19 protein-coding genes are annotated in these 24,545 nt (G+C 73.6%); 5 read left to right on the forward strand and 14 right to left on the reverse strand.

Annotation, left to right across the window (positions count from 1 at the left end; translation table 11 throughout):
* Positions 1 to 27: 27 nt before the first annotated feature.
* Both ABZT12_RS13515 and ABZT12_RS13520 read right to left on the reverse strand, forming a co-directional pair.
* Positions 28 to 1,818, reverse strand: a complete 1,791-nt coding sequence (locus tag ABZT12_RS13515; protein WP_356382194.1) for a hypothetical protein — start codon at positions 1,816 to 1,818, stop codon at positions 28 to 30.
* Positions 1,819 to 1,953: 135 nt separating this feature from the next.
* Positions 1,954 to 3,339 carry a transcriptional regulator gene (locus ABZT12_RS13520; protein WP_356382197.1) on the reverse strand — a complete coding sequence of 462 codons (1,386 nt, stop codon included), beginning with the start codon at positions 3,337 to 3,339 and terminating at the stop codon, positions 1,954 to 1,956.
* A gap of 305 nt (positions 3,340 to 3,644) precedes the next feature.
* On the opposite strand from ABZT12_RS13520, the gene ABZT12_RS13525 reads away from it, so the two are divergent.
* The 3 genes from ABZT12_RS13525 (at position 3,645) to ABZT12_RS13535 (ending at position 6,814) form a co-directional block, all read left to right on the forward strand.
* Positions 3,645 to 4,307: a bifunctional DNA primase/polymerase gene (locus tag ABZT12_RS13525; RefSeq protein WP_356382200.1), complete on the forward strand. Its 663-nt coding sequence runs from the start codon at positions 3,645 to 3,647 to the stop codon at positions 4,305 to 4,307.
* A gap of 108 nt (positions 4,308 to 4,415) precedes the next feature.
* On the forward strand, positions 4,416 to 5,207 hold the full coding sequence (locus ABZT12_RS13530) for an ABC transporter ATP-binding protein (RefSeq protein ID WP_356382203.1): 792 nt from the start codon (positions 4,416 to 4,418) through the stop codon (positions 5,205 to 5,207).
* Positions 5,204 to 6,814, forward strand: a complete 1,611-nt coding sequence (locus tag ABZT12_RS13535; protein ID WP_356382205.1) for a transporter — start codon at positions 5,204 to 5,206, stop codon at positions 6,812 to 6,814. Before ABZT12_RS13530 ends, ABZT12_RS13535 begins: the two co-directional genes overlap by 4 nt.
* A 100-nt stretch (positions 6,815 to 6,914) precedes the next feature.
* Here ABZT12_RS13535 and ABZT12_RS13540 read toward each other — a convergent pair whose 3' ends face one another.
* Complete coding sequence (locus ABZT12_RS13540) at positions 6,915 to 7,778, reverse strand: alpha/beta hydrolase (protein ID WP_356382207.1); 864 nt, start codon at positions 7,776 to 7,778, stop codon at positions 6,915 to 6,917.
* A 512-nt stretch (positions 7,779 to 8,290) separates the two neighbouring features.
* Positions 8,291 to 8,983: a metal-dependent transcriptional regulator gene (locus tag ABZT12_RS13545; RefSeq protein WP_356382210.1), complete on the reverse strand. Its 693-nt coding sequence runs from the start codon at positions 8,981 to 8,983 to the stop codon at positions 8,291 to 8,293.
* Between the two features lie 250 nt (positions 8,984 to 9,233).
* On the opposite strand from ABZT12_RS13545, the gene ABZT12_RS13550 reads away from it, so the two are divergent.
* Entirely contained in the window at positions 9,234 to 9,989 is a 756-nt protein-coding gene (locus tag ABZT12_RS13550; protein WP_356382213.1) for an SIS domain-containing protein, read from the forward strand.
* Positions 9,990 to 10,088: 99 nt separating this feature from the next.
* On the opposite strand, the gene ABZT12_RS13555 is transcribed toward ABZT12_RS13550, so the two are convergent.
* Together ABZT12_RS13555 and pdxH are read right to left on the reverse strand one after the other, a co-directional pair.
* Positions 10,089 to 11,531, reverse strand: coding sequence for a PAS domain-containing protein (locus ABZT12_RS13555; protein WP_356382216.1), 1,443 nt, complete (start codon positions 11,529 to 11,531; stop codon positions 10,089 to 10,091).
* A 513-nt stretch (positions 11,532 to 12,044) separates the two neighbouring features.
* Positions 12,045 to 12,674: a pyridoxamine 5'-phosphate oxidase gene (gene pdxH, locus ABZT12_RS13560; protein WP_356382372.1), complete on the reverse strand. Its 630-nt coding sequence runs from the start codon at positions 12,672 to 12,674 to the stop codon at positions 12,045 to 12,047.
* Between the two features lie 350 nt (positions 12,675 to 13,024).
* Between pdxH and ABZT12_RS13565 the strand changes: the two genes are divergently transcribed.
* Positions 13,025 to 14,134 (forward strand): citrate synthase 2, encoded by a 1,110-nt coding sequence (locus tag ABZT12_RS13565; RefSeq protein ID WP_356382219.1) that lies wholly within the window; start codon positions 13,025 to 13,027, stop codon positions 14,132 to 14,134.
* A gap of 60 nt (positions 14,135 to 14,194) precedes the next feature.
* On the opposite strand, the gene ABZT12_RS13570 is transcribed toward ABZT12_RS13565, so the two are convergent.
* Genes ABZT12_RS13570 through ABZT12_RS13605 form a run of 8 tightly spaced genes read right to left on the reverse strand, consistent with a single transcriptional unit; the run spans position 14,195 to position 24,449 of the window.
* On the reverse strand, positions 14,195 to 14,800 hold the full coding sequence (locus ABZT12_RS13570; protein ID WP_356382221.1) for a TetR/AcrR family transcriptional regulator: 606 nt from the start codon (positions 14,798 to 14,800) through the stop codon (positions 14,195 to 14,197).
* Positions 14,788 to 15,594, reverse strand: coding sequence for an enoyl-CoA hydratase family protein (locus ABZT12_RS13575; protein ID WP_356382224.1), 807 nt, complete (start codon positions 15,592 to 15,594; stop codon positions 14,788 to 14,790). Before ABZT12_RS13575 ends, ABZT12_RS13570 begins: the two co-directional genes overlap by 13 nt.
* On the reverse strand, positions 15,591 to 17,216 hold the full coding sequence (locus tag ABZT12_RS13580) for a 4-coumarate--CoA ligase family protein (protein WP_356382227.1): 1,626 nt from the start codon (positions 17,214 to 17,216) through the stop codon (positions 15,591 to 15,593). Before ABZT12_RS13580 ends, ABZT12_RS13575 begins: the two co-directional genes overlap by 4 nt.
* 50 nt (positions 17,217 to 17,266) lie before the next feature.
* The gene (locus ABZT12_RS13585) at positions 17,267 to 18,397 is read right to left on the reverse strand and encodes an acyl-CoA dehydrogenase family protein (protein ID WP_356382230.1); all 1,131 of its coding nucleotides are present in this window, start codon (positions 18,395 to 18,397) and stop codon (positions 17,267 to 17,269) included.
* Positions 18,398 to 18,420: 23 nt separating this feature from the next.
* A complete protein-coding gene (locus ABZT12_RS13590; RefSeq protein ID WP_356382233.1) occupies positions 18,421 to 20,289 on the reverse strand; it encodes a biotin carboxylase N-terminal domain-containing protein in 1,869 nt (622 codons plus the stop codon).
* 7 nt (positions 20,290 to 20,296) lie between these two features.
* Positions 20,297 to 21,895: a carboxyl transferase domain-containing protein gene (locus ABZT12_RS13595; protein WP_356382236.1), complete on the reverse strand. Its 1,599-nt coding sequence runs from the start codon at positions 21,893 to 21,895 to the stop codon at positions 20,297 to 20,299.
* Entirely contained in the window at positions 21,892 to 23,589 is a 1,698-nt protein-coding gene (locus ABZT12_RS13600; RefSeq protein ID WP_356382239.1) for an acyclic terpene utilization AtuA family protein, read from the reverse strand. Before ABZT12_RS13600 ends, ABZT12_RS13595 begins: the two co-directional genes overlap by 4 nt.
* Positions 23,586 to 24,449: a TIGR03084 family metal-binding protein gene (locus tag ABZT12_RS13605; RefSeq protein WP_356382242.1), complete on the reverse strand. Its 864-nt coding sequence runs from the start codon at positions 24,447 to 24,449 to the stop codon at positions 23,586 to 23,588. The genes ABZT12_RS13600 and ABZT12_RS13605 overlap by 4 nt, the downstream gene beginning before the upstream one ends.
* Positions 24,450 to 24,545: the final 96 nt, after the last annotated feature.

Consider the following 24,545-nt stretch of genomic DNA (forward strand, 5'->3'; position numbering starts at 1 on the left):
CGGGCGGAGCGCCCGGCCCGCGCGGCGTCACAGCTGGGTGGGCTGGCGCTGGGTCAGGCCGTACTTCCCGGCGATCGTGTTCCACAGCGCGGCGGCCTTGGACTTCTGGGTGCTGGCGGTGCCGCTCTCCCGGTTGCCGGCCGCGGTCTGGCCGGTGGTGCGGGCCTGGCCCTTCCGGCAGCCCCGCTTGCCGGCCGCCTGGTCGGCCCAGGCCGCGTAGTGGTTGTCGGCCGCCGCGGACGCCTTCCACGCGCTGTTGAGGGCGGTGGTCAGGGCCGCGCTGTCCGCGAGCTTGTCCACGGAGAGCTGGGAGAGCCGGGTGACCAGCTGGGCCCGCTGCTTGGCGGCGTCCCGCAGGTCCGAGGCCGAGCCGTCGAGGTCGTTGCAGGCCTTCACGTTGCCCACGGCCCGGATCACCGAGGCCCGGCTGCTGCCGCTGTCGGCCAGCAGCTTGTCCAGCGCCACGGCCTGGTCCTTCGCCGTGTTCCCGCCCGAGGAGGCGGAACCACCGGAGGCGGAGGCCGTGGCGGCGACCGTCTTGCCGCCGTCGCCGCTGTCCCCGCCGCCGCTGAGCAGGGCACCGGCCCCGATGCCCACGACGACGATGGCGATCCCGACCCCGGCGATCAACGGCACCCGGGAGTTCCCGCGCCGTCCGCCCCGGCCGCCGTCGCCGTCCGAACCGCCGCGCCGCCCGCCGCCCGGCCCCGGCGGGGCGTACGACGGCTGCGCGTACGCCGGGTCGGCGCCGTGCCCGGCCGGCTGCGAGGGCGGCGGGACGCGCGGCATCTGCTGGGTCGAACCCGCCTGCGGATCGGCGCCCGGGCCGCTGCGGAAGAGGTTGTCGAACTCGGAGGGCGGCTGCCGCTCCCCGGGCTCGCCCTGCCGCAGGTCGTACTGGCCGGGGCCGCCCTGGGCGGGGACCGGCGGAATGTACTGGGTGGGCTCCGCGTCGGAAGGGGAGACCGGCGGCAGTGGACCGGCGCCGCCCTGCGGGCTCTGCCTCGGGTAGTGCGGCGGCTGCGCCGACACTTCGGGCGGCAGCGCCCCCGGCACCACCGGCGGCAGGAACTGCGTCGCGCCCTCGTCCGCGGCGGCCGGGACCGGCGGCAGGAACTGGGTGGCGCCCTCGTCCGCGGGATGCGTGGCCGGCGCCTCGGAGGCGTCGGTGATCGGCGGTATGTACTGGGTGGCGCCCTCGCCGGCCTCGGGCAGCGGAGCGCTGGGGAAACCGTTCACGTCGGCCGGCCGCCGGCCGTACCCGTCGGTACCGCCCCGCGGTATCCCGGCCTGCAACGACTCGCCGGCGTACGGGGGTTGAGCACCGTACGCCGAGGAGTGCGCGCCGTAGCCGTCCGTGCCGTACCCCGTGGAGTGCGCGCCCTCGGACGGCATGGTCCCGGTCGGCTCGGGCGCGCCCCACTGCCCCGGCCCGTGCTGCGCGGAGGCCGCCCACTGCTGGTCCTGGTGGGCCTGCTGGTCCTGGTGGGCCTGCTGGTCCTGATGGGCCTGGTGGGGCTCGTGGGGTGACTGGGGCGCCTGGGGTGCTCCCCAGCCCTGGCCGGGCTGCGGGGGCGGGGTCCGGTGCTGGTCGGGGCCCCACGGGTCACCCCAGGTCTGACCGCCCATCGGGGCCGCGGTGGGCGGCTGTTGACCGGGCTGCCCGCCCGGCTGCGGACCGGCGGGGCCGCCGGAGTGCCGCGGGCCGGAGCGTCCGCCCGTCATGCCCGGAAGCAGCGGTTCGCCTCCGTCGGAGGGCAGCACGATGCCTTCGCGCGCTTGTCGCGAGGGCTCCTCGCCCTGTCCACTCTGCGTCACCGGGACTCCTACGAATGGGGGACCTGCGGGATCGTCGGGTCACGCTACCGGGTACCCCGAGCCCGGTGCCACGCAGCACCGGGCCGGACCCCGTCCCCTGTGACTCCGGTAACAGATCCAGGTCCCCCTCGCCCCTCAGGCCGCCGCCTGCAACTCCAGTCGCGCCCCGAACTCCCTTACCACCGACTCCTCCCGGTACGGCTCCAGCCGCTGTTGCAGGTCCTCCAGGTACTCGGCGCCCCGGTTGGAGCGCAGGGTGCCGAGCAGTTCGACGGCCTTCAGCCCGGTGTGGCAGGCCTGTTCGACCTCGCGCTGCTGCACCTGCGCGCTGGCGAGCAGCACGAACCCGATGGCCCGGCGGCGCGCCCGTGACTCCGGATGCCCGTCCAGGGACTCCTGTGCGCAGCGCGCCGCCGGTTCGGCCTGGCCGAGGTCACGGTGGCAGTGCGCCAACTCGTCGGCGAGATAGGCCTCGTCGAAGTGCGCGATCCATGACGGATCGTCACCCGACGCCGCGTCGGCGGCATCCAGCGCCTGCATCGCGCGCGAGGACGCCAGTTGGGCGGAGCGCGCGTCCCCCAGCAGGGCGTGCCCGCGCGCCTCCGCCGCACAGAACATCGCCTCCGCGCGCGGGGTCACCCGCCCCCGTGCCCCTTCCTGCGCCGCGCGCGCCAACTGGGCGATCTCACGCGGGTTTCCGAGCTGCGCGGCCAGGTGGCTCATGGACGCGGCCAGTACGTAGCCGCCGTAGCCGCGGTCGCCGGCCGCCTGGGCCAGCCGTAGCGCCTGGATGTAGTAGCGCTGGGCCAGTCCCGGCTGACCGGTGTCGACCGCCATGTATCCGGCGAGCTCCGTCAACCGGGCGACCGCTGCGAAGAGTTCACGTCCCACGGCCTCCCGGTAGGAGCCGGCCAGCAGCCCCGAGACGACGCTGTTGAGGTAGTGCACGACGACCGGCCGCACATGACCGCTGCCGTACTGGTGGTCCAGGTCGACGAGGGCCTGCGTCATCGCCCGCACGGCCGTCACGTCGGACTGGCCCACCCGCGGTCCCGCCGAGCGCGCCACCTGCGAGTCCGGGGAGGAGATCAGCCAGTCGCGGCTCGGCTCGACCAGCGCGGACGCGGCGACGGACGAGCCGGAGAGGAAGTCCCGGCGGCCCACGTCGCTGCGCCACAGCTCACAGACCTGCTCGATGGCCCCGAGGACGGTCGGCGAGAACTGCAACCCCACGCCCGACGCGAGGTTCTTGCCGTTGGCCATGCCGATCTCGTCGATCGTGACCGTCCGCCCCAGCTTGCGGCCCAGCGCCTCGGCGATGATCGCCGGCGCGCGTCCCCGCGGCTGCTGTCCGCGCAGCCAGCGCGCCACGGACGTCTTGTCGTAGCGCAGGTCGAGGCCGTGCTCGGCGCCGCACATGTTGACCCGGCGGGCCAGCCCGGCGTTCGAGCACCCCGCCTCCTGGATGAGCGCCTGCAACCGTTCGTTCGGCTGCCGCGCGACGAGTGGCCTTGCGGCCATGGCGTACCCCCTGTGGCTGCGGTGCCTGCCCACGCACCGGGTTGAGGTGTCTTCCGGACCGAACCGAGTCACGTCCAGCGAAAAGATCCGGCCGTGAAGATCAATGCCCCGCCAATACGGCGAAAATGCGAGGCATGTGAGGAATGCCGGAGTGAAGGCCGCTGCCGCCCCCACACCTGGCTACCCATCGCCCGCCCTCGGTCCTCCCGCGCGCCCCCGCACATGCATCCATGCGCCCCGGTCGCCGAATCGATGCCCCGCCCCGGCGCGCGCCACGCCCGTAACTCCAGGTGGGTGCGGGAGTTGTGTTCACCGTGGAAGAGACGACCGCGGGCACCGAAGCCGCTCAGATTCCGAAGCAGCGCGGGGAATCGCTGCTGGAGACAGCCGTACGCTACGTCGAAGAGCGCCACTGGGACGTCTTCCCCGGCACCTGGCTCGATGCCGTCCACGGGGTGCAGCGGTGCTCCTGCGCCGCCCCCGCGTGCGCCTCTCCCGGCGCGCACCCGGCGCGCGAGGACTGGCCGGCCCAGGCGACGGGCAACTCGGCGGCCGTCCGGGAGATGTGGACGACGCGGCCCACGGCCTCGATCCTGCTCCCGACGGGGCGCACCTTCGACGCGCTCTGCGTGCCCGAGTCGGCGGGCTTCCTCGCGCTGGCGCGCATGGAGCGCATGGAGTTGACGCTCGGTCCGGTGCTGCTCACCCCGGACCGGTGGATGCGGTTCCTGGTGCTGCCCGGCGCCGCCGCTAAGGTGCCCGGCCTGGTGCGCAGGATCGGCTGGTCGCGCGCCTCGCTCGATCTGACCGTGCTCGGCGAGGGCGCGTACGTGGCCGCCCCGCCGACCCGGTACGCCTCGCGCGGCGCCGTCCAGTGGGCCCGCCGGCCCACGCCCGCCAACCGGTGGCTGCCGGACGCGGAGGAACTGATCCCCCCGCTCGCCTACGCGTGCGGAAGGGACCGGTAGGTCCCGCCGTCCCCGGGCGTTCCCGGCCGCTCGCACCAGGGCACGCGACCGCGCGCCGATACCCCGCCCCGCCCCTCCGGGACGCCTCTTCCCCCGTAGGGTTGCCGGGTGACGGAGGGAGCAGGGGTGGATTCCAGCGCGGTACGGGTGCGGGGGCTCTGGAAGAGGTTCGGGCAGCAGATCGCGGTCGCCGGAATCGATCTGGAGCTGCCGGCGGGCAAGTTCATCGGGCTCGTCGGGCCCAACGGGGCCGGGAAGACCACCACCCTGTCGATGGTGACCGGACTGCTCCGGCCCGATCAGGGCAGCGTCGAGGTCGTCGGGCACGACGTGTGGCGCGACCCGGTGGCCGTCAAGGCCCGGATCGGCGTACTGCCCGAGGGGCTGCGCCTCTTCGAGCGGCTGTCGGGACGCGAACTGCTCGGCTACACAGGGCGGTTGCGCGGACTGCCCGGCGCCGAGGTCGACAAACGGGCCGCCCAGCTCCTCGACGTACTGGACCTGGCAGGCGCCCAGCACAAGCTCGTCGTCGACTACTCGACCGGCATGCGCAAGAAGATCGGGCTCGCCGCCGCTCTCCTCCACAACCCCGAAGTCCTCTTCCTGGACGAGCCGTTCGAGGGCGTCGACCCCGTCTCCGCACAGACCATCCGGGGTGTCCTGGAGCGGTACACCGCCTCCGGCGCCACCGTCGTCTTCTCCTCCCACGTCATGGAGCTGGTGGAGTCGCTGTGCGACTGGGTGGCCGTCATGGCGGCCGGCCGCATCCGCGCCCACGGCCCCCTCGCCGAGGTGCGCGGCGAGGCGCCCACGCTCCAGCAGGCGTTCCTCCAGCTCGTCGGCGCGGGCGGCCGGGACCACGGTGCCGACCTCGACTGGCTGGGCGGCGGGGCCCGGTGAGCGGCACCGCGGCCGGTCCGGCCGGGTCGGTCACCGCGGTCGTCGTACGGCTGAAGCTGTCGCTGCTCCGCAACGGGCTGCGGCTGTCCGGCGGACGGCGGGCCGCGTACGTCCTGTCGGCGGTCGTCGCGCTGCTCCTCGGGGCGCTCCAACTGGCCGGGCTGATCGCCCTGCACGGGCACCCGCACGCCGTCTCCGTGGTCGTCCTGCTGGTGGCGGTGGTGGCGCTGGGCTGGGCGGTGATGCCGGTGTTCTTCCCCACCGGCGACGAGACCCTCGACCCGACCCGGCTGGTGATGCTGCCGCTGCGGCCCCGCCCGCTGGTCCGGGCGCTGCTGGCGGCCTCGCTGATCGGCATCGGCCCGCTCTTCACCCTCCTGCTGCTCCTGGGGTCCGTACTCGCCGTGGCGCACGGCCCGGCCGCCTACGTCACCGGTGTCGTCGCGCTGGCGCTGGCGCTGCTGGTCTGCGTGGCCCTGGCGCGGGCCGTCGCCGCCGCCAACATCCGGCTGCTGACCAGCCGCCGGGGCCGCGACCTGGCGGTGCTCAGCGGGCTGGTGATCGCGGTCGGCATCCAGGTCGTCAACTTCGGTGTGCGGCAACTGGGTTCGTCGGGTCTCGCCCAGCTCGACCCGGCGGCCGAGGTGGTGCGCTGGGTGCCGCCCGCGTCGGCGATCGGCGCGGTGGCCTCGGTGAGCGACGGCGCCTACGGCCGCGCCGTCGTCCAACTCGCGCTCTCCGCTGCCGCGTTGGCGGCCCTGCTGCGGCTCTGGTCGCGCACCCTGACCCGGCTGATGACCGCACCCGACGGCTCCACCCTCCAGGCCGCCGAACCGGCCGCCCGGGACCGCGCCTCCGGGCGGCCCTCGCGGCTGCTGCCCGCGGGCCGCACCGGCACGGTGATGGAGCGCAGCCTGCGCTACGTCTGGCGCGACCCCAAGACCAAGGCGGCCTGGGTGACCTCACTGGCGATCGGCCTGCTCGTCCCGGTGCTCAACGCGGTCCAGGGCACCGGCTCGGTCTACTTCGCCTGCTTCGCCGCCGGCATGCTCGGCATCCAGATGTACAACCAGTTCGGCCAGGACACCTCCGCGTTCTGGATGGTCGCCATGACGATCTCCTCCACCCGCGACGCCTACGTCGAACTCCGCGCTCGCGCCCTGGCGTTGCTGGTGATCACCCTGCCGTACGCGACACTCGTGACCGTGGTGACGACCGCGCTGCTCGGTGACTGGCCCCGGCTGCCGGAGGTGCTCGGCCTCTCCTTCGCCCTGCTGGGGGCGATGCTGTCGACGGGCGCGTGGACCTCGGCCCGCTTCCCGTACTCCATCCCCCAGGAGGGCCACAAGAACGTGGCCCCCGGGCAGGCGGGCCTCGCCTGGATCGCGATCTTCGGCGGCATGATCGCCGCGGCGCTCCTGTGCGCCCCCGTCATCGCCCTGTCGATCTGGTGCCATGTGAGCGCGGACGGCGACGGCTGGAGCCCGCTGCTGCTGCCGCTGGGGGCGGCGTACGGGGGCGCCCTCACCTACGCGGGCCTACGACTGGCGGCGCCACGGACGGCGCGACGGCTCCCGGAGATCCTTACGGCGGTGAGCAGGGGCTGACGGTCGACGGCCGGAGCCATCGGCTTCCGGCCGGGACGATCGGCTGACGGCCGGAGCCACCGGCTCAGGGGGCGGCTGGGTCGACGGCGGCGCGGAGCGGTCACGCGGACGAGAAGGCACCGTCCAGGAACGGTTCGACCGCCGCCCGCCACGCCTCCGGCCGGTCGTAGTGGACCAGGTGCCCGGCCTCGGCCACCTCCGCGTACTCCCCGAGAGGCAGCACCCGCACCATCTCCTGCGCCTCCGCCCGGCCCAGCTCCCCGTCCAGCCCGCGCACGACCAGCGCCGGGCACCGCACCTGGGCCAGCTCCTCCCAGTGCGCGTCGTACACCCAGGTCTCCCGGGACTTCAGCATCTGCTCGGGCTCGAAGACCGGCCGCCATCCGTCGGCGGACTCCCGCATCACCTCGGCGTAGAACTCCCCCCGGGACGGGTTGGGCCGCTCCACCCACGGATCGTCCTCGCCGAACCACTTCCGCACATCGGCGAGGGTCGCGAAGGGGACGGGCCAGGACGCGAACCAGTCCGCCCACTCCCGCTGGGAGGCGGCGCCCAGCGGCGACGCCCGCATGTCACAGATGATCAGCCCGCACACCAGGTCGGGCCGTTTCGCGGCGAGCTGCCAGGCGGTCAGCGCGCCCATCGCGTGGCCGATGAGGACGACCGGGGCGAGGCCGAGTTGCTCGATCGCGGCCTCGGCGTCCTCGACGTAGGCCTCGCGGGTGAAGGCCGCCCGCGGCGGCTTGTCGCTCCGGCCGTGGCCGCGCTGGTCGAGGGCGACCGCGCGGTGCCGCTCGGAGAGCCAGCGGGCGGTGGCGGCCCAGTGCGAGGCGCGGCCCATCAGCCCGTGCAGTAACAGCACCCCCGGAGCGTTCTCACGCTCCCCCGCCTTGGGCTGGTCCGCGAACTCCCAGGCGGCAAGGTGTATCCCGCCCGCTCCGGTCACCTCGATGCGCCGCGCCATAGGTCCTGGCACCCCCCTGCCGTAGTACCGCTGTTCTGTCGCTCTTCTGCTTCCGCGGGCTCTTCTCTACCGCTCACATTCCGTGTGTCTCACCATCGCGGATTATCGAATATGAATTCGAAAATGCCGTGTCGGCCGATAACACCCCTCGTTCGAGTGACCCCGCTCAAGGAATGATCGTCGCTGTCGAGGGGAGATCTTCAGCGGGAGGCGGACCGCTCGGGGAAAACGGTCCGACGGGAATGACCCTGGGAGCTCGGGGCTCCGGGTCAGCACAGGGGAGGACAGGCCCCGGCGCCGCGAGGCGCCGGGGCCCTCCACGTTTCTGCGGCACATCCTCCGGCCCCCTCCAGGTCATATGCCTCACGCGACAGCCTTGCACGCGAACCGGCGGAGCGCTGCGATTCGGCGCACTGAATCTTGGAACGGACGGCTTCGACGGAACGCCACAACTGCCCCTCCTGCCCCACCAGTTGCATAAGCGGATCGGAGAACGGAGAACGGACGCGCGGTCAGCGCTTGGCGACGAACACGTGCGAAGCGGTGGCCGCCTGCAACTCCGCCGCCTCGCCGCCGCTGCCCACCAGCACCCCGCCCGCCGACTCGGTCACGCTCACCACCGAACCGGGCTGCACACCCGCCCGGCGCAGCGTGTACATCAGCTGGGCGTCGGTCTGGATCGGCTCACCGATCCGGCGCACCACGACCGTCTTGCCGTCCAGGCCCGGGTCCAGTTCGGCCAGGGACACCATGCCCTCGTCGAGGAACGGGTCCGCGCCGTCCTTCTCGCCCAGCTCCTCCAGCCCGGGGATGGGATTGCCGTACGGCGACTCGGTGGGGTGGCGCAGCAGCTCAAGGACGCGCCGCTCCACCGCCTCGCTCATCACGTGCTCCCAGCGGCACGCCTCCGCGTGGACCTGCTCCCACTCCAGGCCGATCACGTCGACGAGCAGACACTCGGCGAGCCGGTGCTTGCGCATCACGCGCGTGGCGAGACGGCGGCCCTCGTCCGTCAGCTCCAGGTGGCGGTCGCTGGCCACGGCCACCAGGCCGTCCCGCTCCATGCGGGCCACGGTCTGGCTCACCGTCGGCCCGCTCTGGTCGAGCCGCTCGGCGATGCGGGCGCGCATGGGGACCACACCTTCCTCCTCCAGCTCGAGGATGGTGCGGAGATACATCTCCGTGGTGTCGATCAGTCCGGACATACGTGCCCCTCGATTACCTCTGCCCGAAGCTCGGTGGCTCCGCGGCGCGTGCGCTGGCCCTGGACTCAATTCTTGCGCATCCCACTGACAACCGTGCCGCGCCGTGGGAACCACGCGGTCACGAACGCCCCGCGGGGCTTCCCGAAGGCCCCTCCCGGGCCCCTTCGTTCACGGTGGCCGCCGTATTGACAGCGCGCTGGTCCAGACCGCACGGTGATCCGCGACGCAATCGCACCCAGGGGGCTTCCGCATGAGCGACCGTACGCCTGCCGGCCAGTTCTTCGACGCCGCGATCACCCTGCTCCAGCGGGTCCGCGACGAAGAGGCCGAGCCCGTCCGGGCGGCCGGCGCGCTCCTCGCGGACACCGTCGTGGCGGGCGGCAGGCTCTTCGCCTTCGGTGCCGGGCACTCCTCGCTCGCCGCGCAGGACCTCGTGTACCGCGCGGGCGGCCTCGCCCTGATGAACCTGCTGACCGTCCCCGGGGTCGTCGGCGTCGACGTCCGGCCGGCCACGCTGGGCTCCGCCCTGGAGCGCGTCGACGGTCTCGCGAGCGCCGTCCTGGACACCTCGCCGCTCCGCTCCGGCGACGCGCTCGTGATCGTCTCCCTCTCCGGCCGCAACGCCCTGCCCGTCGAGATGGCGATGAACGCGCGCGCCCTCGGTATCCGGGTCATCGGCGTGACGTCGGTGGCGTACGCCTCGGAGACGACGTCACGGCATGTCTCCGGGACGTATCTCAAGGACCACTGCGACATCGTCCTCGACTCGAAGATCGCGATCGGCGACGCGGAACTCACCCTCGACACCATCCCCGCCCCCTTCGCCCCCGCCTCCACGGTCGTCACCACCGCCCTGCTCCAGGCGGTCATGGCGACGGCGGCGGCGACCCTGGCCGACCGGGGCGTCGAACCCCCGCTGCTGCGCTCGGGGAACGTGGACGGCGGCCACGAGTGGAACGGCCGGGTGATGACGGAGTACGGGGACCGGATCTTCTACGGGCACTGAGCCGCCGGCGCGGCGGCTGCGGCACCGGGCCACCGGCGCCCGGCCGCCCGCACCGAGTCGCCCCCGGACCGAGTCGCCGCGGCGCCCGGGGTCGGGGGCCTACCGGTCGCCGGGCCGCTCCTCCGACGGGCCGGGGAGTCCGGGCAGCCCCTGCCGGGGCAGCTGTCCCGCGAGGTCCAGCGCGGCGGCGATCCGTACCGCCACGTCCTCCGCGTACATCGCGTCGGACCGTTCGAACTGGCTCCGTCCGCCGCCCCGCAGGAACGTCACGACGCCCAGCGTGCGCCCCCGGCTGCGCAGCACCGCGCAGAGCGAGTGCACGGCGTCGAGCGGCCACTGCCGGGCCCTGGCCCACTCGCGGGCCTGCTCGGCCGGCACGGTGCCGATGCTGGCCCGCACCGAACCGGACCGGTCCACGCACTGGAGGGCGGGGTGCGCGGGCCCGTACCGCACGGGCAGTCCGGCGGCCCCGGTGAGCAGGCTCGGCCCCGGCGCTCCCGCGGGCGTGGCGGCGATCCGTACGAGGCGCACCTCCGCGCCCGGTTCGTCGCCCTCGGCGGGCGGCCCGCCCAGCACCCGGTCGACGAGCGCGTGGTCGGCGAAGCCGGCGAGCGCGAAGTCCAGGTGGACGGTGGCCGCGTCCCTTGGGTTCTCGCACTCGGCGGCGGCGCGGGCGGCGCGGTGCAGCTGGTTGGCGCGGAAGCGCAGGAGGGCGGCCTCCTGCTCGGTCTGCTTGGCCTCGGTGACGTCCTGGAAGAGCCAGCCGACGCCGAGCGGCACGGGTTCCTCAGCGAGCGGTGAGGCGAGCCGCAGGAAGCCGCTGCGCCAGCAGCGCCGCTGATCGCCCTCGGCCGTGCGCAGGCTCACCCAGATCTCGGCGGGGGCGGGCGGGGCGCCTTCGGAGAGCACGTGGGTGAGGGCGCTCTCCAGTTCCTCGACGCCCTGGGCGAGCAGTTCCCCGAGGGGCCGTCCGAGCAGGGAGGTGCGGCCGGTGCCGAGCGCCCGCGCGGCGTGCGCGTTGACGACGGCGGGGCGCAGGTCGGCGTCGACGAGCACGACACCCCAGGAGGCGTCCTGGAACAGGGCCTCGCTGAGGGCGATGGACCGCTCCAGGTCGATCTGCGTGTGCACTTCGCTGAAGGCGCAGTAGACCCCGGCGGGCTTTCCGTCGGGTCCGCGTACGGCGGCGGACTGGACCCGCACCAGGACGCGTCCGCCCTCCTTGGTCAGCAGGGCGAACTCGTGCACCTGGCGTCCGGGCGCCTGCATGGCGGACATCAGCCGCCCCTCGACGTCCTCGGCGTCCGCGCTCCGCACCGCCCACCCGGCCAGCCCGTGCCGCCCCACGGCCTCGGCGGCGGTCCAGCCGAGGATGCGCTCGGCCTCGCGGTTCCAGTGCGTCACGACCGCGTCGGCGTCGAAGGCGCACAGCGCCGCGTCCATCCCGTCGAGCAGCGCGGCGAGCAGATCGGAGCCGCCCGACCCGTCCGGCTCGTCCGGTCCCACTTCGTCGGTGGTACCACTACGCCGTGAAGCACTCACCTGGACCCCCTGCAGGCTGCGTCCGCGGTTACGGCGCGACGGTTCGCTCACTGGCCTTCATTCAACTCGAACGTGACGCAGCGCACACCGAGTTCCCTCAAGATTGAAGCAATCGTCCCACGACAGCAAGCGCGTCTCCAGATCAGTGGCGACGCGATCCGAGGCGGTCCGCCCGCCCCGGCGGCCGATGACGCCGTTCCCCTCGTCCTCCCCCGGTCCGGCACCGCTCCGAAAAAAAACGGTTGATCCGGCGGCGAGGGCTTCTTAATGTGTGAGGCACACGAGAAGGGAGGTGGTTCGGCAGATGTATCAGAACCGGACGCGTGAGGTGGCTGCGGGCTAGCGGCCCGTCACCACATCCAGAGTGCGGTGCCGGACCAGTACGTGACAGCTGCGTGCAGCCGGCCCAATCCCAGGCAGTCACCCGACCCGCGAGCTCGCCGGTACGTCCGGCCGGCTCTCCGCCACCGGCGGAGGACCCGAGCTCGCGGGTCGTCTGCGTGCTGCCCCGGGTCAGGGGCTGAGGCGCTCCGTGCGCCAGCCGCCGTCCGGTTCCGCGGTGTAGCGGAGGCGGTCGTGCAGCCGGTTCTCGCGGCCCTGCCAGAACTCGACCGTCCGCGGGGCGATCCGGAAGCCGCCCCAGTTCGGCGGCACCGGGACCTCCTCCCCCTCGGCGTAACGGGCGGCCAACTCCTCGTAGGACGACTCCAGTCGGGCCCGTGAGGGGATGACGGAGGACTGGGCGCTGGCCCAGGCTCCGAGCCGGGAGCCGTGCGGGCGGGTGCGGAAGTAGGCGGCGGTCTCCTCGCGGCCGGTGCGCCGGGCGGTGCCGGTGACGATGACCTGCCGGGCCATCGGGTGCCAGGGGAAGAGCAGCGAGACGTAGGGGCTGGCGCCGAGTTCGCGGGCCTTGCGGGAGTCGTAGTTGGTGTAGAAGACGAAGCCCTGCTCGTCGTAGCCCTTCATCAGGACCGTGCGGGAGCTGGGGCGGCCGTCGGAGTCAGCGGTGGAGACGACCATCGCGTTCGCCTCGTGGATCACGTCCTGTACGACGGCCTGGGCGAACCAGCGGCCGAACTGGTCCATGGGGTGGGCGGCCAGGTCGCTCTCGTCGAGGCCCTCGGAGCGGTAGCGCTCGCGCATCGCGGCGGGGTCGAACTGCGGGTCACGGTCGGTCACGCCGTCATCCTGCCGTACGTGTCCGCGTACCCGCCGCCGCACGGGAGACGTCACATGGCACTGAGTGCCGCACGCACTCCCCAAAGGTGACACTCGGCGCTATGGTGCTGATGTCCTTCCGGTCGGACGAGCGCCGGTAGGGCGGGGCATGACCGGGGTACCCGTCCGGACCGCGAGTCCCGCGGAGCGACCGCGGATGCCGCACAGGTCCCCGTACCCGTTCTCGGCATCCGCCCGCACGTCTCGTCCCGTACGCCGTCCCGCACCTCTCGTCCCGCACCCGTCGTCCCGCACACCTCATGAGGAGCCGCCTGATGTCCGACTTCGTACCCGGACTCGAAGGAGTCGTCGCGTTCGAGACGGAGATCGCCGAACCGGACAAGGAGGGCGGCGCGCTGCGGTACCGGGGCGTCGACATCGAGGATCTGGTCGGCCACGTCTCGTTCGGCAACGTCTGGGGGCTGCTCGTCGACGGCGCCTTCAACCCGGGCCTGCCGCCCGCCGAGCCGTTCCCGATCCCGGTGCACTCCGGTGACATCCGGGTCGACGTCCAGTCCGCGCTGGCCATGCTCGCCCCGGTGTGGGGCCTGAAGCCGCTGCTCGACATCGACGAGGAGCGGGCCCGCGACGACCTCGCCCGCGCCGCCGTCATGGCCCTCTCCTACGTCGCCCAGTCGGCGCGCGGACAGGGGCGGGCGATGGTGCCGCAGAGCGAGATCGACAAGGCGCACTCCGTCGTCGAGCGGTTCATGATCCGCTGGCGCGGCGAGCCCGACCCCAAGCATGTCGCCGCCGTGGACGCCTACTGGACCTCCGCCGCCGAGCACGGCATGAACGCCTCCACCTTCACCGCCCGGGTCATCGCCTCCACCGGCGCGGACGTCGCCGCCGCGCTCTCCGGCGCGGTGGGTGCCATGTCCGGCCCGCTGCACGGCGGCGCCCCCTCCCGGGTGCTCGGCATGATCGAGGAGATCGAGCGCACCGGGGACGCCGAGGCGTACGTCCGGCAGGCGCTGGACAAGGGCGAACGGCTGATGGGGTTCGGGCACCGGGTGTACCGGGCCGAGGACCCGCGGGCGCGGGTACTGCGGCGCACCGCGCGGGAGTTGGGGGCGCCGCGGTTCGAGATCGCGGAGGCGCTGGAGAAGGCGGCCCTCGCCGAGTTGCACGCCCGCCGGCCCGACCGGGTGCTCGCGACCAACGTCGAGTTCTGGGCGGCGATCGTCCTCGACTTCGCGGAGGTGCCGGCCCACATGTTCACGTCGATGTTCACCTGTGCGCGGACCGCCGGATGGTCGGCGCACATCCTTGAGCAGAAGCGGACGGGGCGGCTGGTGCGGCCCTCCGCCCGCTATGTGGGTCCGGCGTCGCGGGGACCGCGGGAGGTCGAGGGATTTTCCGACATCACCCACGTCACCGGCTGAGGCGGGCCGAGGGAGCGCGGGCGGTCGCGGGTCCGACGCGGCCCCGCGCTCCCGGCGGCCTCAGCCCAGCGTCTCCTCCAGCAGGACGGCCCACTGCGCCACCACCCGCTCCCGCCGCCCCCGGTCGTCGGTGAGCAGGTTGGCCAGGCCCAGGCCGCGCGCCAGGTCCAGGAAACCCTGCACGGTCTCGCGTACGCCCGCCCTCGACTCGTCCGCGCCCAGCAGCTCCACGGCTATCCGGTGCGTCTCGCGGCCCACGCGGGCCTCCAACTCGGTTACCTGCGGGCGTAGTTGCTCCTCGTTGGAGGCGGCGACCCAGAGGTGGAGGGCGGCGCGGAAGAGCGGGCCGGTGTAGAGGTCGACGAGAGCGGTGACGACGGCGGCTCGGTCGGCGGCGCCGTCCGGGAACAGGGCGCGGAGCGCCGTCGAGCGCTCCTCGGCGACGTACTCGACGGCCGCCGTGAAGAGGTCCTCGCGGGTCGGGAAGTGGTGCTGGGCGGCGCCCCGGGAGACCCCGGCGCGTTCGGCGACGACGGAGACCGTGGAGCCCGCCCAGCCGCGCTCGGCGAGACAGGAGACCGCGGCGGCCAGGAGCCGCTGCCGGGTGGCCCGGCTGCGGTCCTGCTTGGGCATCCGGTCGCTGTCCGCCGTGTTCACACCACCCATGCGGGGTCCCGTCGTTCGAGGAAGGCCGTCATCCCCTCCCGGGCCGGCGCGGAGGAGAAGAGCCGCGCCGAGAGCGCGGTGAGGCCGGCCGCCTCCTGGTCGAAGGCTTCCAGCACCCTAGCCGTGAGCAGTCGCTTCGTCTCGGCCAGGGCCTCCGGGGCGGCCCGGCGCAGTCCGTCCAGGACGGGTGCGAGTACGGCGTCGACGCCCGCGAGGTCCCCGCCGGGCCCGCCCTGCCCACCGTCCCCGCCGTTCACACCGTTCCCGTCGTCCCCGTCGTCCCCGGCCGCCGCCGTCACCAGGCCGATGCGGGCCGCCTCGGCCGCGTCGAAGCGTTCGCCGGTGAGGTAGTAGCGGGCGAGGGCGCGCGGGTCGGTGCGGGGCAGCAGCGTCAGGGTGATCACGGCCGGGGCGACGCCGATGCGGACCTCGCTGAACGCGAAGGTGGCGGGGGCGGCGGCGACCGCGATGTCGCAGGCCCCGAGGAGCCCGAGCCCGCCGGCCCGTACGTGCCCGGTCACCCGCGCGACGACCGGCTTGGGCATCTCGACCAACAGCCGCAGCAGCGCGACCAGTCGGTCGGGGTGCGGCGGGTCGCGTAGGTCGGCGCCCGCGCAGAAGGTGTTGCCGGTGTGCGTGAGGACGACCGCCCGTACGCCGTCGTCCCCGGCGCAGGCGGTGAGCGCCTCCGTCAGCTCGCCGACGAGCGCGGCCGACAGCGCGTTGCGGTTCTCCGGCGAGTCGAGGCTGAGTGTCTCGATGCCCCGCGCGCGGGCCCGTCCGACCGACGTCATGACCGCTCCCTCAGCTCGCGGCGCAGGATCTTGCCGGAGGCGGCGCGCGGCACCCCGTCGACGAAGGTGACGCGCCGGACCCTTTTGTACGGCGCGACCCGTCCGGCGACGTACGCCATGACCTCGCTCCCGGAGAGGCCGGGCGCGGCCTGCTGACGGACCACGTAGGCGTGCGGGATCTCGTTGTGGTCGTCGTCGTACTCGCCGATGACGGCGGCGTCGGCGACACCGGGGTGGGTGAGCAGGAGTGCCTCCAGTTCGGCGGGGGCCACCTGGAACCCCTTGTACTTGATGAGTTCCTTGACCCGGTCGACGATGAACAGCCAGCCCTCGGCGTCCACTTGGCCGACGTCCCCGGTGTGCAGCCAGCCGTCCTCGTCGATCATCGCGGCGGTGTCACCGGGCCGCCCCAGATAGCCCTTCATGACCTGGGGTCCTCGGATGAGGATCTCGCCGGGCTCCCCGACGCCCAGGTCCTTGCCGCCGCCTCCACCCTCGCCGTCGCCGTCGCCGCGGTCACCGTCGCCGTCGCCGCCGTCGCCGCCGTCGAGGGAGACGATGCGCATCTCGGTGCCGGCGATGAGCTTGCCGACGGTTCCGGGCGGCGCGTCACGCATGGCGGCCAGCGGGACGACATGGCTGCCGGGCGAGAGTTCCGTCATGCCGTAGGCCTGGCCGACCGGGGGCAGTCCCAGCCGCTGCGAACAGGCGGCGGCCAGGCCGGCGTCGAGGGGTGCGGCGGAACAGATGACGTACTCCAGCGACGACAGGTCGTACCGCGCGACCGCCGGGTGCTTGGCGAGGGCGAGGACGATGGGCGGGGCGACGTAGAGGCCGGTGATGCGGTGGGTCTCGATCGCCGCGAGGAAGGTCTCCAGCTCGAAGCGGGCGAGGACGACGACGGTGACGCCGCTGCGCAGGGGCGCGTTCATGAGGGCGGTCAGCCCGTAGATGTGGAAGAACGGCAGGACGGCCAGGATGCGGTCGCCCGGTCCGCCGGGGACCGCCGGCCGGAGCTGGGCGAGGTTGGTGGCGATCTGGCGGTGGGTGAGCATCACGCCCTTGGGGACGCCCGTCGTGCCGGACGAGTACGGGAGGGCGGCCACGTCCTGGGCCGGATCGATGGCGACCCGCGGTTCGGGGGCCGTGGAGGCGAGCATGGAGAGCAGCGAACGGTGCCCCGGCGCGTCGTCGCAGACGAATATCTCCTGTACTCCGCCCGCGAGTTCGGCGGCCCGGCGGGCGGTCTCCAGCAGCGGTGAGACGGTGACGATCCAGCGGGCGGCGGAGTCCCGCAGTTGCTTGGCGAACTCCTCGGGCGTGGCCAGCGGGTGCACGGTGGTGACGGCCGCACCCGCGCGCGTGGCGGCGTAGAACGCGGTGGGGAAGGCGATCGTGTTCGGGCTGTGCAGGGCGAGCACGTCGCCCTTGCGCACCCCCGCCTCCGCCAGCCCGGCCGCCACCCGCCGGTGGAATCGGTCCAGTTGGGCGTAGGTCAGGGTGGTGCCGTCCGCGCCGTCGATCAGCGCCGGAGCGTCACCGAACCCGGCGGCCCCGCCCAGCACCGCCTCGTGGATGGGCAGTTCGACGGGCGGGACGTCTGCGAACTCGCTGCGGAACACGGTTCCTCCTCGCGCGCGTGCGGGCGGTTGCGGGTGGTGCCGGTGCGGTGTCAGTACGACTTGGGCAGGCCCAGGGTCTGGTGGGAGACGTAGTTGAGGATCATCTCCCTGCTGACGGGGGCGATACGGGCCACGCGGGCGGCGGTGATCAGCGAGGCGAGCCCGAACTCGCGGGTGAGCCCGTTGCCGCCGAGGGTGTGCACGGACTGGTCGACGGCGCGTACGCACGCCTCCCCCGCCGCGTACTTGGCCATGTTGGCCGCCTCGCCCGCGCCCATGTCGTCCCCGGCGTCGTAGAGTCCGGCCGCCTTCTGCATCATCAGGCGGGCGAGTTCGAGGTCGATGTGGGCCTGGGCGAGCGGGTGCGCGATGGCCTGGTGGGAGCCGATGGGGGCCTGCCAGACGGTGCGTTCGCGGGCGTACTCGACGGCGCGGGAGAGCGCGTAGCGGCCCATGCCGATCGCGAAGGCGGCCGTCATGACGCGCTCGGGGTTGAGGCCCGCGAAGAGTTGCAGCAGGCCCGCGTCCTCCTCGCCGACGAGCGCCTCCGCGGGCAGCCGTACGTCGTCCAGAGTGAGCTCGAACTGCTTCTCGGCGGCGTGCAGTTCCATGTCGATGGGGCGCCGGTCGAAGCCGTCCGTGTCGCGCGGGACGATGAACAGGCAGGGCTTGAGGCGGCCGGTGCGGGCGTCCTCGGTGCGGCCGACGATGAGGGTGGCGTCGGCTATGTCCACCCCGGAGATGAAGACCTTGCGGCCGGTCAGCAGCCAGTCGGCGCCGTCCCTGCGGGCCGTCGTGGTGATGCGGTGGCTGTTGGAACCGGCGTCGGGTTCGGTGATGCCGAAGGCCATGGTCCGGCTGCCGTCGGTGAATCCCGGCAGCCACGTCCGCTTCTGCTCCTCGGTGCCGAAGCGGGCGATCACCGTGCCGCAGATGGCGGGCGAGACGACCAGCATCAGCAGCGGGCAGCCGGCCGCGCCCAACTCCTCCAGCACGATGGAGAGTTCGGTGATGCCGCCGCCTCCGCCGCCGTACTCCTCCGGCAGGTTGACGCCCAGATAGCCGAGCTTGCCCGCCTCCGACCAGAGCGCCTGCCGGTCGTAGTCGCGGCCGTGGCGCTTGCCGAGGGCGGACACGGCGGACCGCAGGGCCTTGTGCTCGTCGGTCTCGATGGTGGTCAAAGCGGCTCCTTCGTCGGGGGTGTTCACGCCGTTCCCGCACCCGCCTGCGGGGCGCGCTGTACTACCGCGAGCAACATGCCGACCTCGACCTGCCGGCCCGGTGTCACATGGAGGGCCGTGACCGTGCCGGTGACCGGCGCCGTGATCCGGTGTTCCATCTTCATCGCCTCCAGCCAGAGCAGCGGCTGCCCGGCCGTCACGGCGGCTCCCGCGGCCACCCCCGCCGCGATCCGCACCACCGTGCCGGGCATCGGCGCGAGCAGGGAGCCGGGGGCGAGCTGGGCGGCCGGGTCGGGGAAGCGGGGCAGTTCGGTCAGGGCGGTGTCGTTCACGAAGACCTGGCCGCCGTACCGCGCGACCTCGAACCTCCGCCGTACGCCCGCCACTTCGAGTACGACGAGATCCGCGTCGGCGTGCACGACGTGGACCCCGTCCGCGCTCGGGCCCTGCCTGGTGTGCCGGTAGTGGACCTCGACCTCCGCGCCCGCCACGGCGTAGCGCCGGGTCTGCGGCTGGGAGGGGAGGTTGCGCCAGCCCCCGAAGCGGGAGCGGCCGTGGGCTGCGGCGAGGGCGGCGGCGAGCGGGGCGTGCGGGTCCGCGGCGGGGGCGGTGAGTCCGGTGAGGTGCCGGTCGTAGAAGCCGGTGTCCATGCGGGCGGCGGTGAACTCCTCGTGGCGCAGGGAGCGTACGAGCAGGTCCCGGTTGGTGCGCGGGCCGTGGATCACCGAACGTTCCAGGGCGCCGGCGAGTTTGCGCAGGGCTTCCGCGCGGGTGGGGGCGTGGGCGACGGCCTTGGCGAGCATCGGGTCGTAGTGGACGCCGATCTCGTCGCCGTCGGCGCAGCCGGTGTCCAGCCGGACGCCGTCGGGTACGGCGAGGCGGTGCAGGGTGCCGGTCTGCGGGGTCCAGTCGTGCGCCGGGTCCTCGGCGTAGAGGCGGGCCTCGACGGCGTGGCCGCCCGCGCGGGGCGGCTCGGCGTCGAGGGGCGTGCCCTCGGCGACCCGGATCTGGAGGGCGACCAGGTCGATGCCGAACACGGCCTCGGTGACGGGGTGTTCGACCTGGAGGCGGGTGTTCATCTCCAGGAAGTGGGCGCGGCCGTCGGCGGAGACGAGGAACTCGACCGTGCCCGCGCCCCGGTAGTCGACGGCGCGGGCGGCCCGTACGGCCGTCTCCGTGAGGCGCTCGGTGAGTTCGGCGGAGAGGCCGGGGGCGGGGGCCTCCTCGATCACCTTCTGGTGGCGGCGCTGGAGGGAGCAGTCGCGGGTACCGAGCGCCCACACCGTGCCGTGGGTGTCGGCCAGGATCTGCACCTCCACGTGGCGGCCGCCCTCCACATAGGGCTCGACGAAGACCTCGGCGTCCCCGAAGGCGCTCAGCGCCTCGGCCCGTGCGGCCGTCAACTCGGCTTCCAAGGAGTCGAGTTCGCGGACGACGCGCATGCCCCGGCCGCCGCCGCCCGCCGCCGCCTTGACCAGCACGGGCAGGTCGTCGGCGGTGACCGCCGCCAGCGGTTCGAGGCCCATCAGCTTCTTGGCGCGCGTCTTGGACGCCATCGCCTCGATCGCCGCCGGGGGCGGGCCGATCCAGACGAGACCGGCGTCGAGGACGGCCCGTGCGAAGCCGGCGTTCTCGGAGAGGAAGCCGTACCCGGGGTGCACGGCGTCCGCGCCCGCCGCGACGGCCGCCCGCACGATCAGGTCGCCGCGCAGGTACGTCTCGGCGGGCGTCGCCCCCGGCAGCCGTACCGCCGCGTCGGCGACGCGCGCGTGGAGGGCGTTCGCGTCGGCGTCCGAGTGCACGGCCACCGTCCGGATGCCCAGCTCACGGCAGGTGCGGAAGACCCGGCAGGCGATCTCGCCCCGGTTCGCCACTAGGACGGAACTGATCACTGGGACCTCACATCCGGAAGACGCCGAAGCCACCGCGCGCGCCCTCGTAGGGCGCGGTGTGGACGGCCGACAGGCACAGGCCGAGGACGGTACGGGTGTCGCGCGGGTCGATGACGCCGTCGTCGTAGAGCCGCCCCGACAGGAACATCGGCAGGGACTCGGACTCGATCTGCTGCTCGACCATGGCGCGCAGCGCGGCGTCCGCGTCGTCGTCGTAGGGCTGCCCCTTCGCGGCGGCGGACTGCCGGGCGACGATCGACAGGACACCGGCGAGCTGCTGGGGGCCCATGACGGCGGACTTGGCGCTGGGCCAGGCGAAGAGGAAGCGGGGGTCGTAGGCGCGACCGCACATGCCGTAGTGCCCGGCGCCGTACGAGGCACCCATGAGGACGGAGAGGTGGGGCACGCGGCTGTTGCTGACCGCGTTGATCATCATCGCGCCGTGTTTGATGATGCCGCCCTGCTCGTACTCCCTGCCGACCATGTAGCCGGTGGTGTTGTGCAGGAAGAGGAGCGGGATGGAGCGCTGGTTGGCGAGCTGGATGAACTGGGCGGCCTTCTGCGACTCCGCGCTGAACAGCACGCCCTGGGCGTTGGCGAGGATGCCGACCGGGTAGCCGTGCAGGCGGGCCCAGCCGGTCGTCAGGCTGGCGCCGTAGAGGGGCTTGAACTCGTCGAAGTCGGAGGCGTCGACGAGCCGGGCGATCACCTCGCGCGGGTCGAAGGGGGTCTTCAGATCGTCCGGTACGACACCGAGGAGTTCCTCGGGGTCGTACGTGGGCGGCTCGGCGGGGCCCGGATCGCCGTACGCCTTGCGGTGGTTGAGGCGGGCGACGACCCGGCGCGCCTGGCGCAGGGCGTCCCTCTCGTCGACGGCGAGGTAGTCCGCGAGGCCCGACACGCGCGCGTGCATCTCAGCGCCGCCGAGCGACTCGTCGTCGCTCTCCTCACCGGTCGCCATCTTCACCAGCGGCGGCCCGCCGAGGAACACCTTCGCCCGCTCCTTGACCATGATCACGTGGTCGGAGAGGCCGGGGATGTACGCGCCGCCGGCCGTCGAGTTGCCGAACACGACGGCCACGGTGGGGATTCCGGCGGCGGAGAGCCGCGTCAGGTCGCGGAAGATCGCACCGCCCGGGATGAAGATCTCCTTCTGGGACGGCAGATCGGCGCCCCCGGACTCGACGAGGCTGACGCAGGGCAGCCGGTTGGCGAGCGCGATGTCGTTGGCCCGCAGCGCCTTCTTCAGGCTCCACGGGTTGCTGGCGCCGCCCCGCACAGTGGGGTCGTTCGCGGTGATCAGGCACTCGACGCCCGCCACGACGCCGATCCCGGTGACCAGCGAGGCGCCGACCGGGTACTCGCTGCCCCAGGCGGCCAGCGGCGACAGTTCGAGGAACGGGGTGTCCGGGTCGAGGAGCAGCTCGATCCGCTCCCGGGCGAGCAGCTTGCCGCGCCGCCGGTGCCGCTCGACGTACTTCTCGCCGCCGCCCGCCAGCGCCTTCGCGTGCTCGGCGTCGAGACCGGCGAGCTTGGCGAGCATCGCCTCGCGATGGGCCCGGTAGTCGGGGCCGTTGGTGTCCAGGGCGGACGCGAGGACGGTCACAGCAGGGCCTCCGGGATGTCCAGACGACGGGAGCGCAGCCACTCGCCCAGGGCCTTGGCCTGCGGATCGAAGCGGTGCTGGGCGGCGACGCCCTCGCCGAGCAGTCCCTCGACGACGAAGTTGACGGCGCGCAGACCGGGCAGCATGTGCCGGACGACCGTCAACTCCGCGCTCTCGGGTATGAGTTGGCGGAACCGGGCGACGGTCAGCTCGTGCGCGAGCCACCGCCAGGCGTCGTCCGTGCGGACCCAGACGCCGACGTTGGCGTTGCCGCCCTTGTCCCCGCTGCGCGCACCGGCGACGAGGCCGAGGGGCGCGCGGCGCACCGGCCCCGCCGGCAGTGGCTCCGGGAGGACCGGGGCCGGTACGTCCTCCAGTACGCGGGTGTCGTGCGCCGGGGGCACCGGGACCCGGCGCCCGTCGTGCAGGACGACCGCGTGGGCGGCGTCGCCGTGCGGGACGTACGCCTCCTCGAAGACCCCGTAGGGGGCGCCTTTCCCGGGCGGCGCCAGGACGTGGAAGCCGGGGTAGCTGGCGAGCGCGAGCTCGACGGCGGCGCCGCTCAGGGCCCGGCCGACGGCCGTCGGGTCCCCGTCCCGTACGACGAGACGGAGCAGGGCGCTCGCCGTCTCCTCGGTGCCGGCGTCCGGGTGGTCGGTGCGCGCCAGCTCCCAACGGACCTCCGCCGGGCGGGACTTGGCCTCCCAGAGCGCGGCCTCCAACTGGTCCTTGACCAGGGCCGCCTTGCGCTCGATGGCGAGCCCGGTGAGCACGAAGGTGACCTCGTTGCGGAAGCCGCCGAGTCGGTTGAGGCCGACTTTGAGGGTCGGCGGCGGCGCCTCCCCGCGTACGCCGTCGATACGGACCCGGTCGGGGCCGTCCTGGGTGAGGCGGACGGTGTCGAGGCGGGCGGTGACGTCGGGGCCCGCGTACCGGGCGCCGGAGGTCTCGTAGAGGAGTTGCGCGGTGACCGTGCCGACGTCGACGAGGCCGCCGGTGCCGGGGTGTTTGGTGATCACGCACGTGCCGTCCGGGTGGATCTCGGCGAGCGGGAAGCCGGGGTGGCGCAGGAGCTCCGGGGCGTGGTCGGCGAAGAAGGCGTAGTTGCCGCCGGTCGCCTGGGCCCCGCACTCCAGCACATGGCCGGCGACCACCGCCCCCGCGAGCCGGTCGTGGGCGTCCGGGCCCCAGCCGAAGTGGGCCGCCGCCGGGCCGGTGACCAGGGCCGCGTCGGTGACCCGCCCGGTGACCACGATGTCCGCGCCCTCGCGCAGACAGGCCGCGATGCCGAAGCCGCCGAGGTAGGCGTGGGCGGCGAGGCTGTCCGGGTGGCGCGCGGTCAGGTCGTCGCCCTCGACGTGCGCGACCCGCGCGGGGATGCCGAGCCGGTCCGCCAACCGCCGTACGGCGTCCGCCAGTCCGGCCGGGTTCAGGCCGCCCGCGTTGGCCACGATCCGTACGCCCTGCTCGTGGGCGAGCCCGAGGCACTCCTCCAGCTGGCGCAGGAAGGTACGGGCGTATCCGGCGGACGGGTCCTTCAGCCGGTCGCGGCCGAGGATGAGCATGGTCAGCTCGGCGAGGTAGTCGCCGGTGAGGACGTCCAGTTCGCCGCCGGTGAGCATCTCGCGCATGGCGTCGAAGCGGTCGCCGTAGAAGCCGGAGGAGTTGCCTATGCGGAGGGGGGCGACGGTCAAGGGGTGGCCTCCTCATTCGGTGAGCGGCCGGCGCGGGGTGGCCCCTCTTTCGGCGGACGGCCGGCACTGGGCGGCCCCTCTTTCGGTGGGCGGCCGGCACCGGGCGGCCCGGCGAAGGCCTGCGCGATGTCCAGCCAGCGGTCCGCGTCGGGGCCCTCCGCCCGGACGGCGAGGTCGTCGCGGTGGGCGCGGTGGGTGACCAGGAGACAGAAGTCGTGGGCGGGGCCGGTGACGCGCTGCGCGGCGTCCTCGGGGCCATGGGTCCACAACTCGCCTGTGGGGGAACGGAGTTCGACGCGGAACTCCGCGCCGGGCGGGGTGAGCCCCCGGACCCCGAAGGCGAAGTCCCGGGCCCGCACGCCGATGCGGACCACGTGCCGGAGCCGGTCCGTGGGCGCCCGCACCACGCCGACCGCGTCCGCGATGTCCTGGCCGTGGGCCCAGGTCTCCATGAGGCGGCCCGTGGCCATGGAGGCGGCCGACATCGGCGGCCCGTACCAGGGGAAGCGGGCGCCCGCCGGTGCGGCGCGGACGGCGTCCGCGAGGGCGCGCCGGCCGGCCCGCCAGTCGGCGAGGAGCTGTCCGGGCGCCTTGGCGGCCCCCTGTTCGGCCCCGTCGTCCACGAACGTCTCCGGGGCGGCGAGCGCCTCCTCGACCAGGCCGTGGAACGCGCTCGCGTCCGTCACGGCCAGCAGCGCCGAGTGGTCGGTCCAGGCCAGATGGGCGATCTGGTGAGCGATGGTCCAGCGAGGGGCGGGAGTGGCGAGCGCCCACTGCTCCGGCCTCAACCCGCCCACGAGGCGGTCGAGTTCCTCGCTCTCCTCACGCAGATCATCGAAGACGCGCGTCGGATCTGACATGGGGGGAGCATGGCAGGGGGGTGAGAAACAATCAAGCGTGCTTGCATGATTGATGAGGGGTGGACGGGGGGGTGGAAGAGGGGTGGGCAGGCGCCG

The sequence above is a fragment of the Streptomyces sp. NPDC005423 genome (genome assembly GCF_040606415.1).
In the GTDB taxonomy this organism is placed as follows: domain Bacteria; phylum Actinomycetota; class Actinomycetes; order Streptomycetales; family Streptomycetaceae; genus Streptomyces.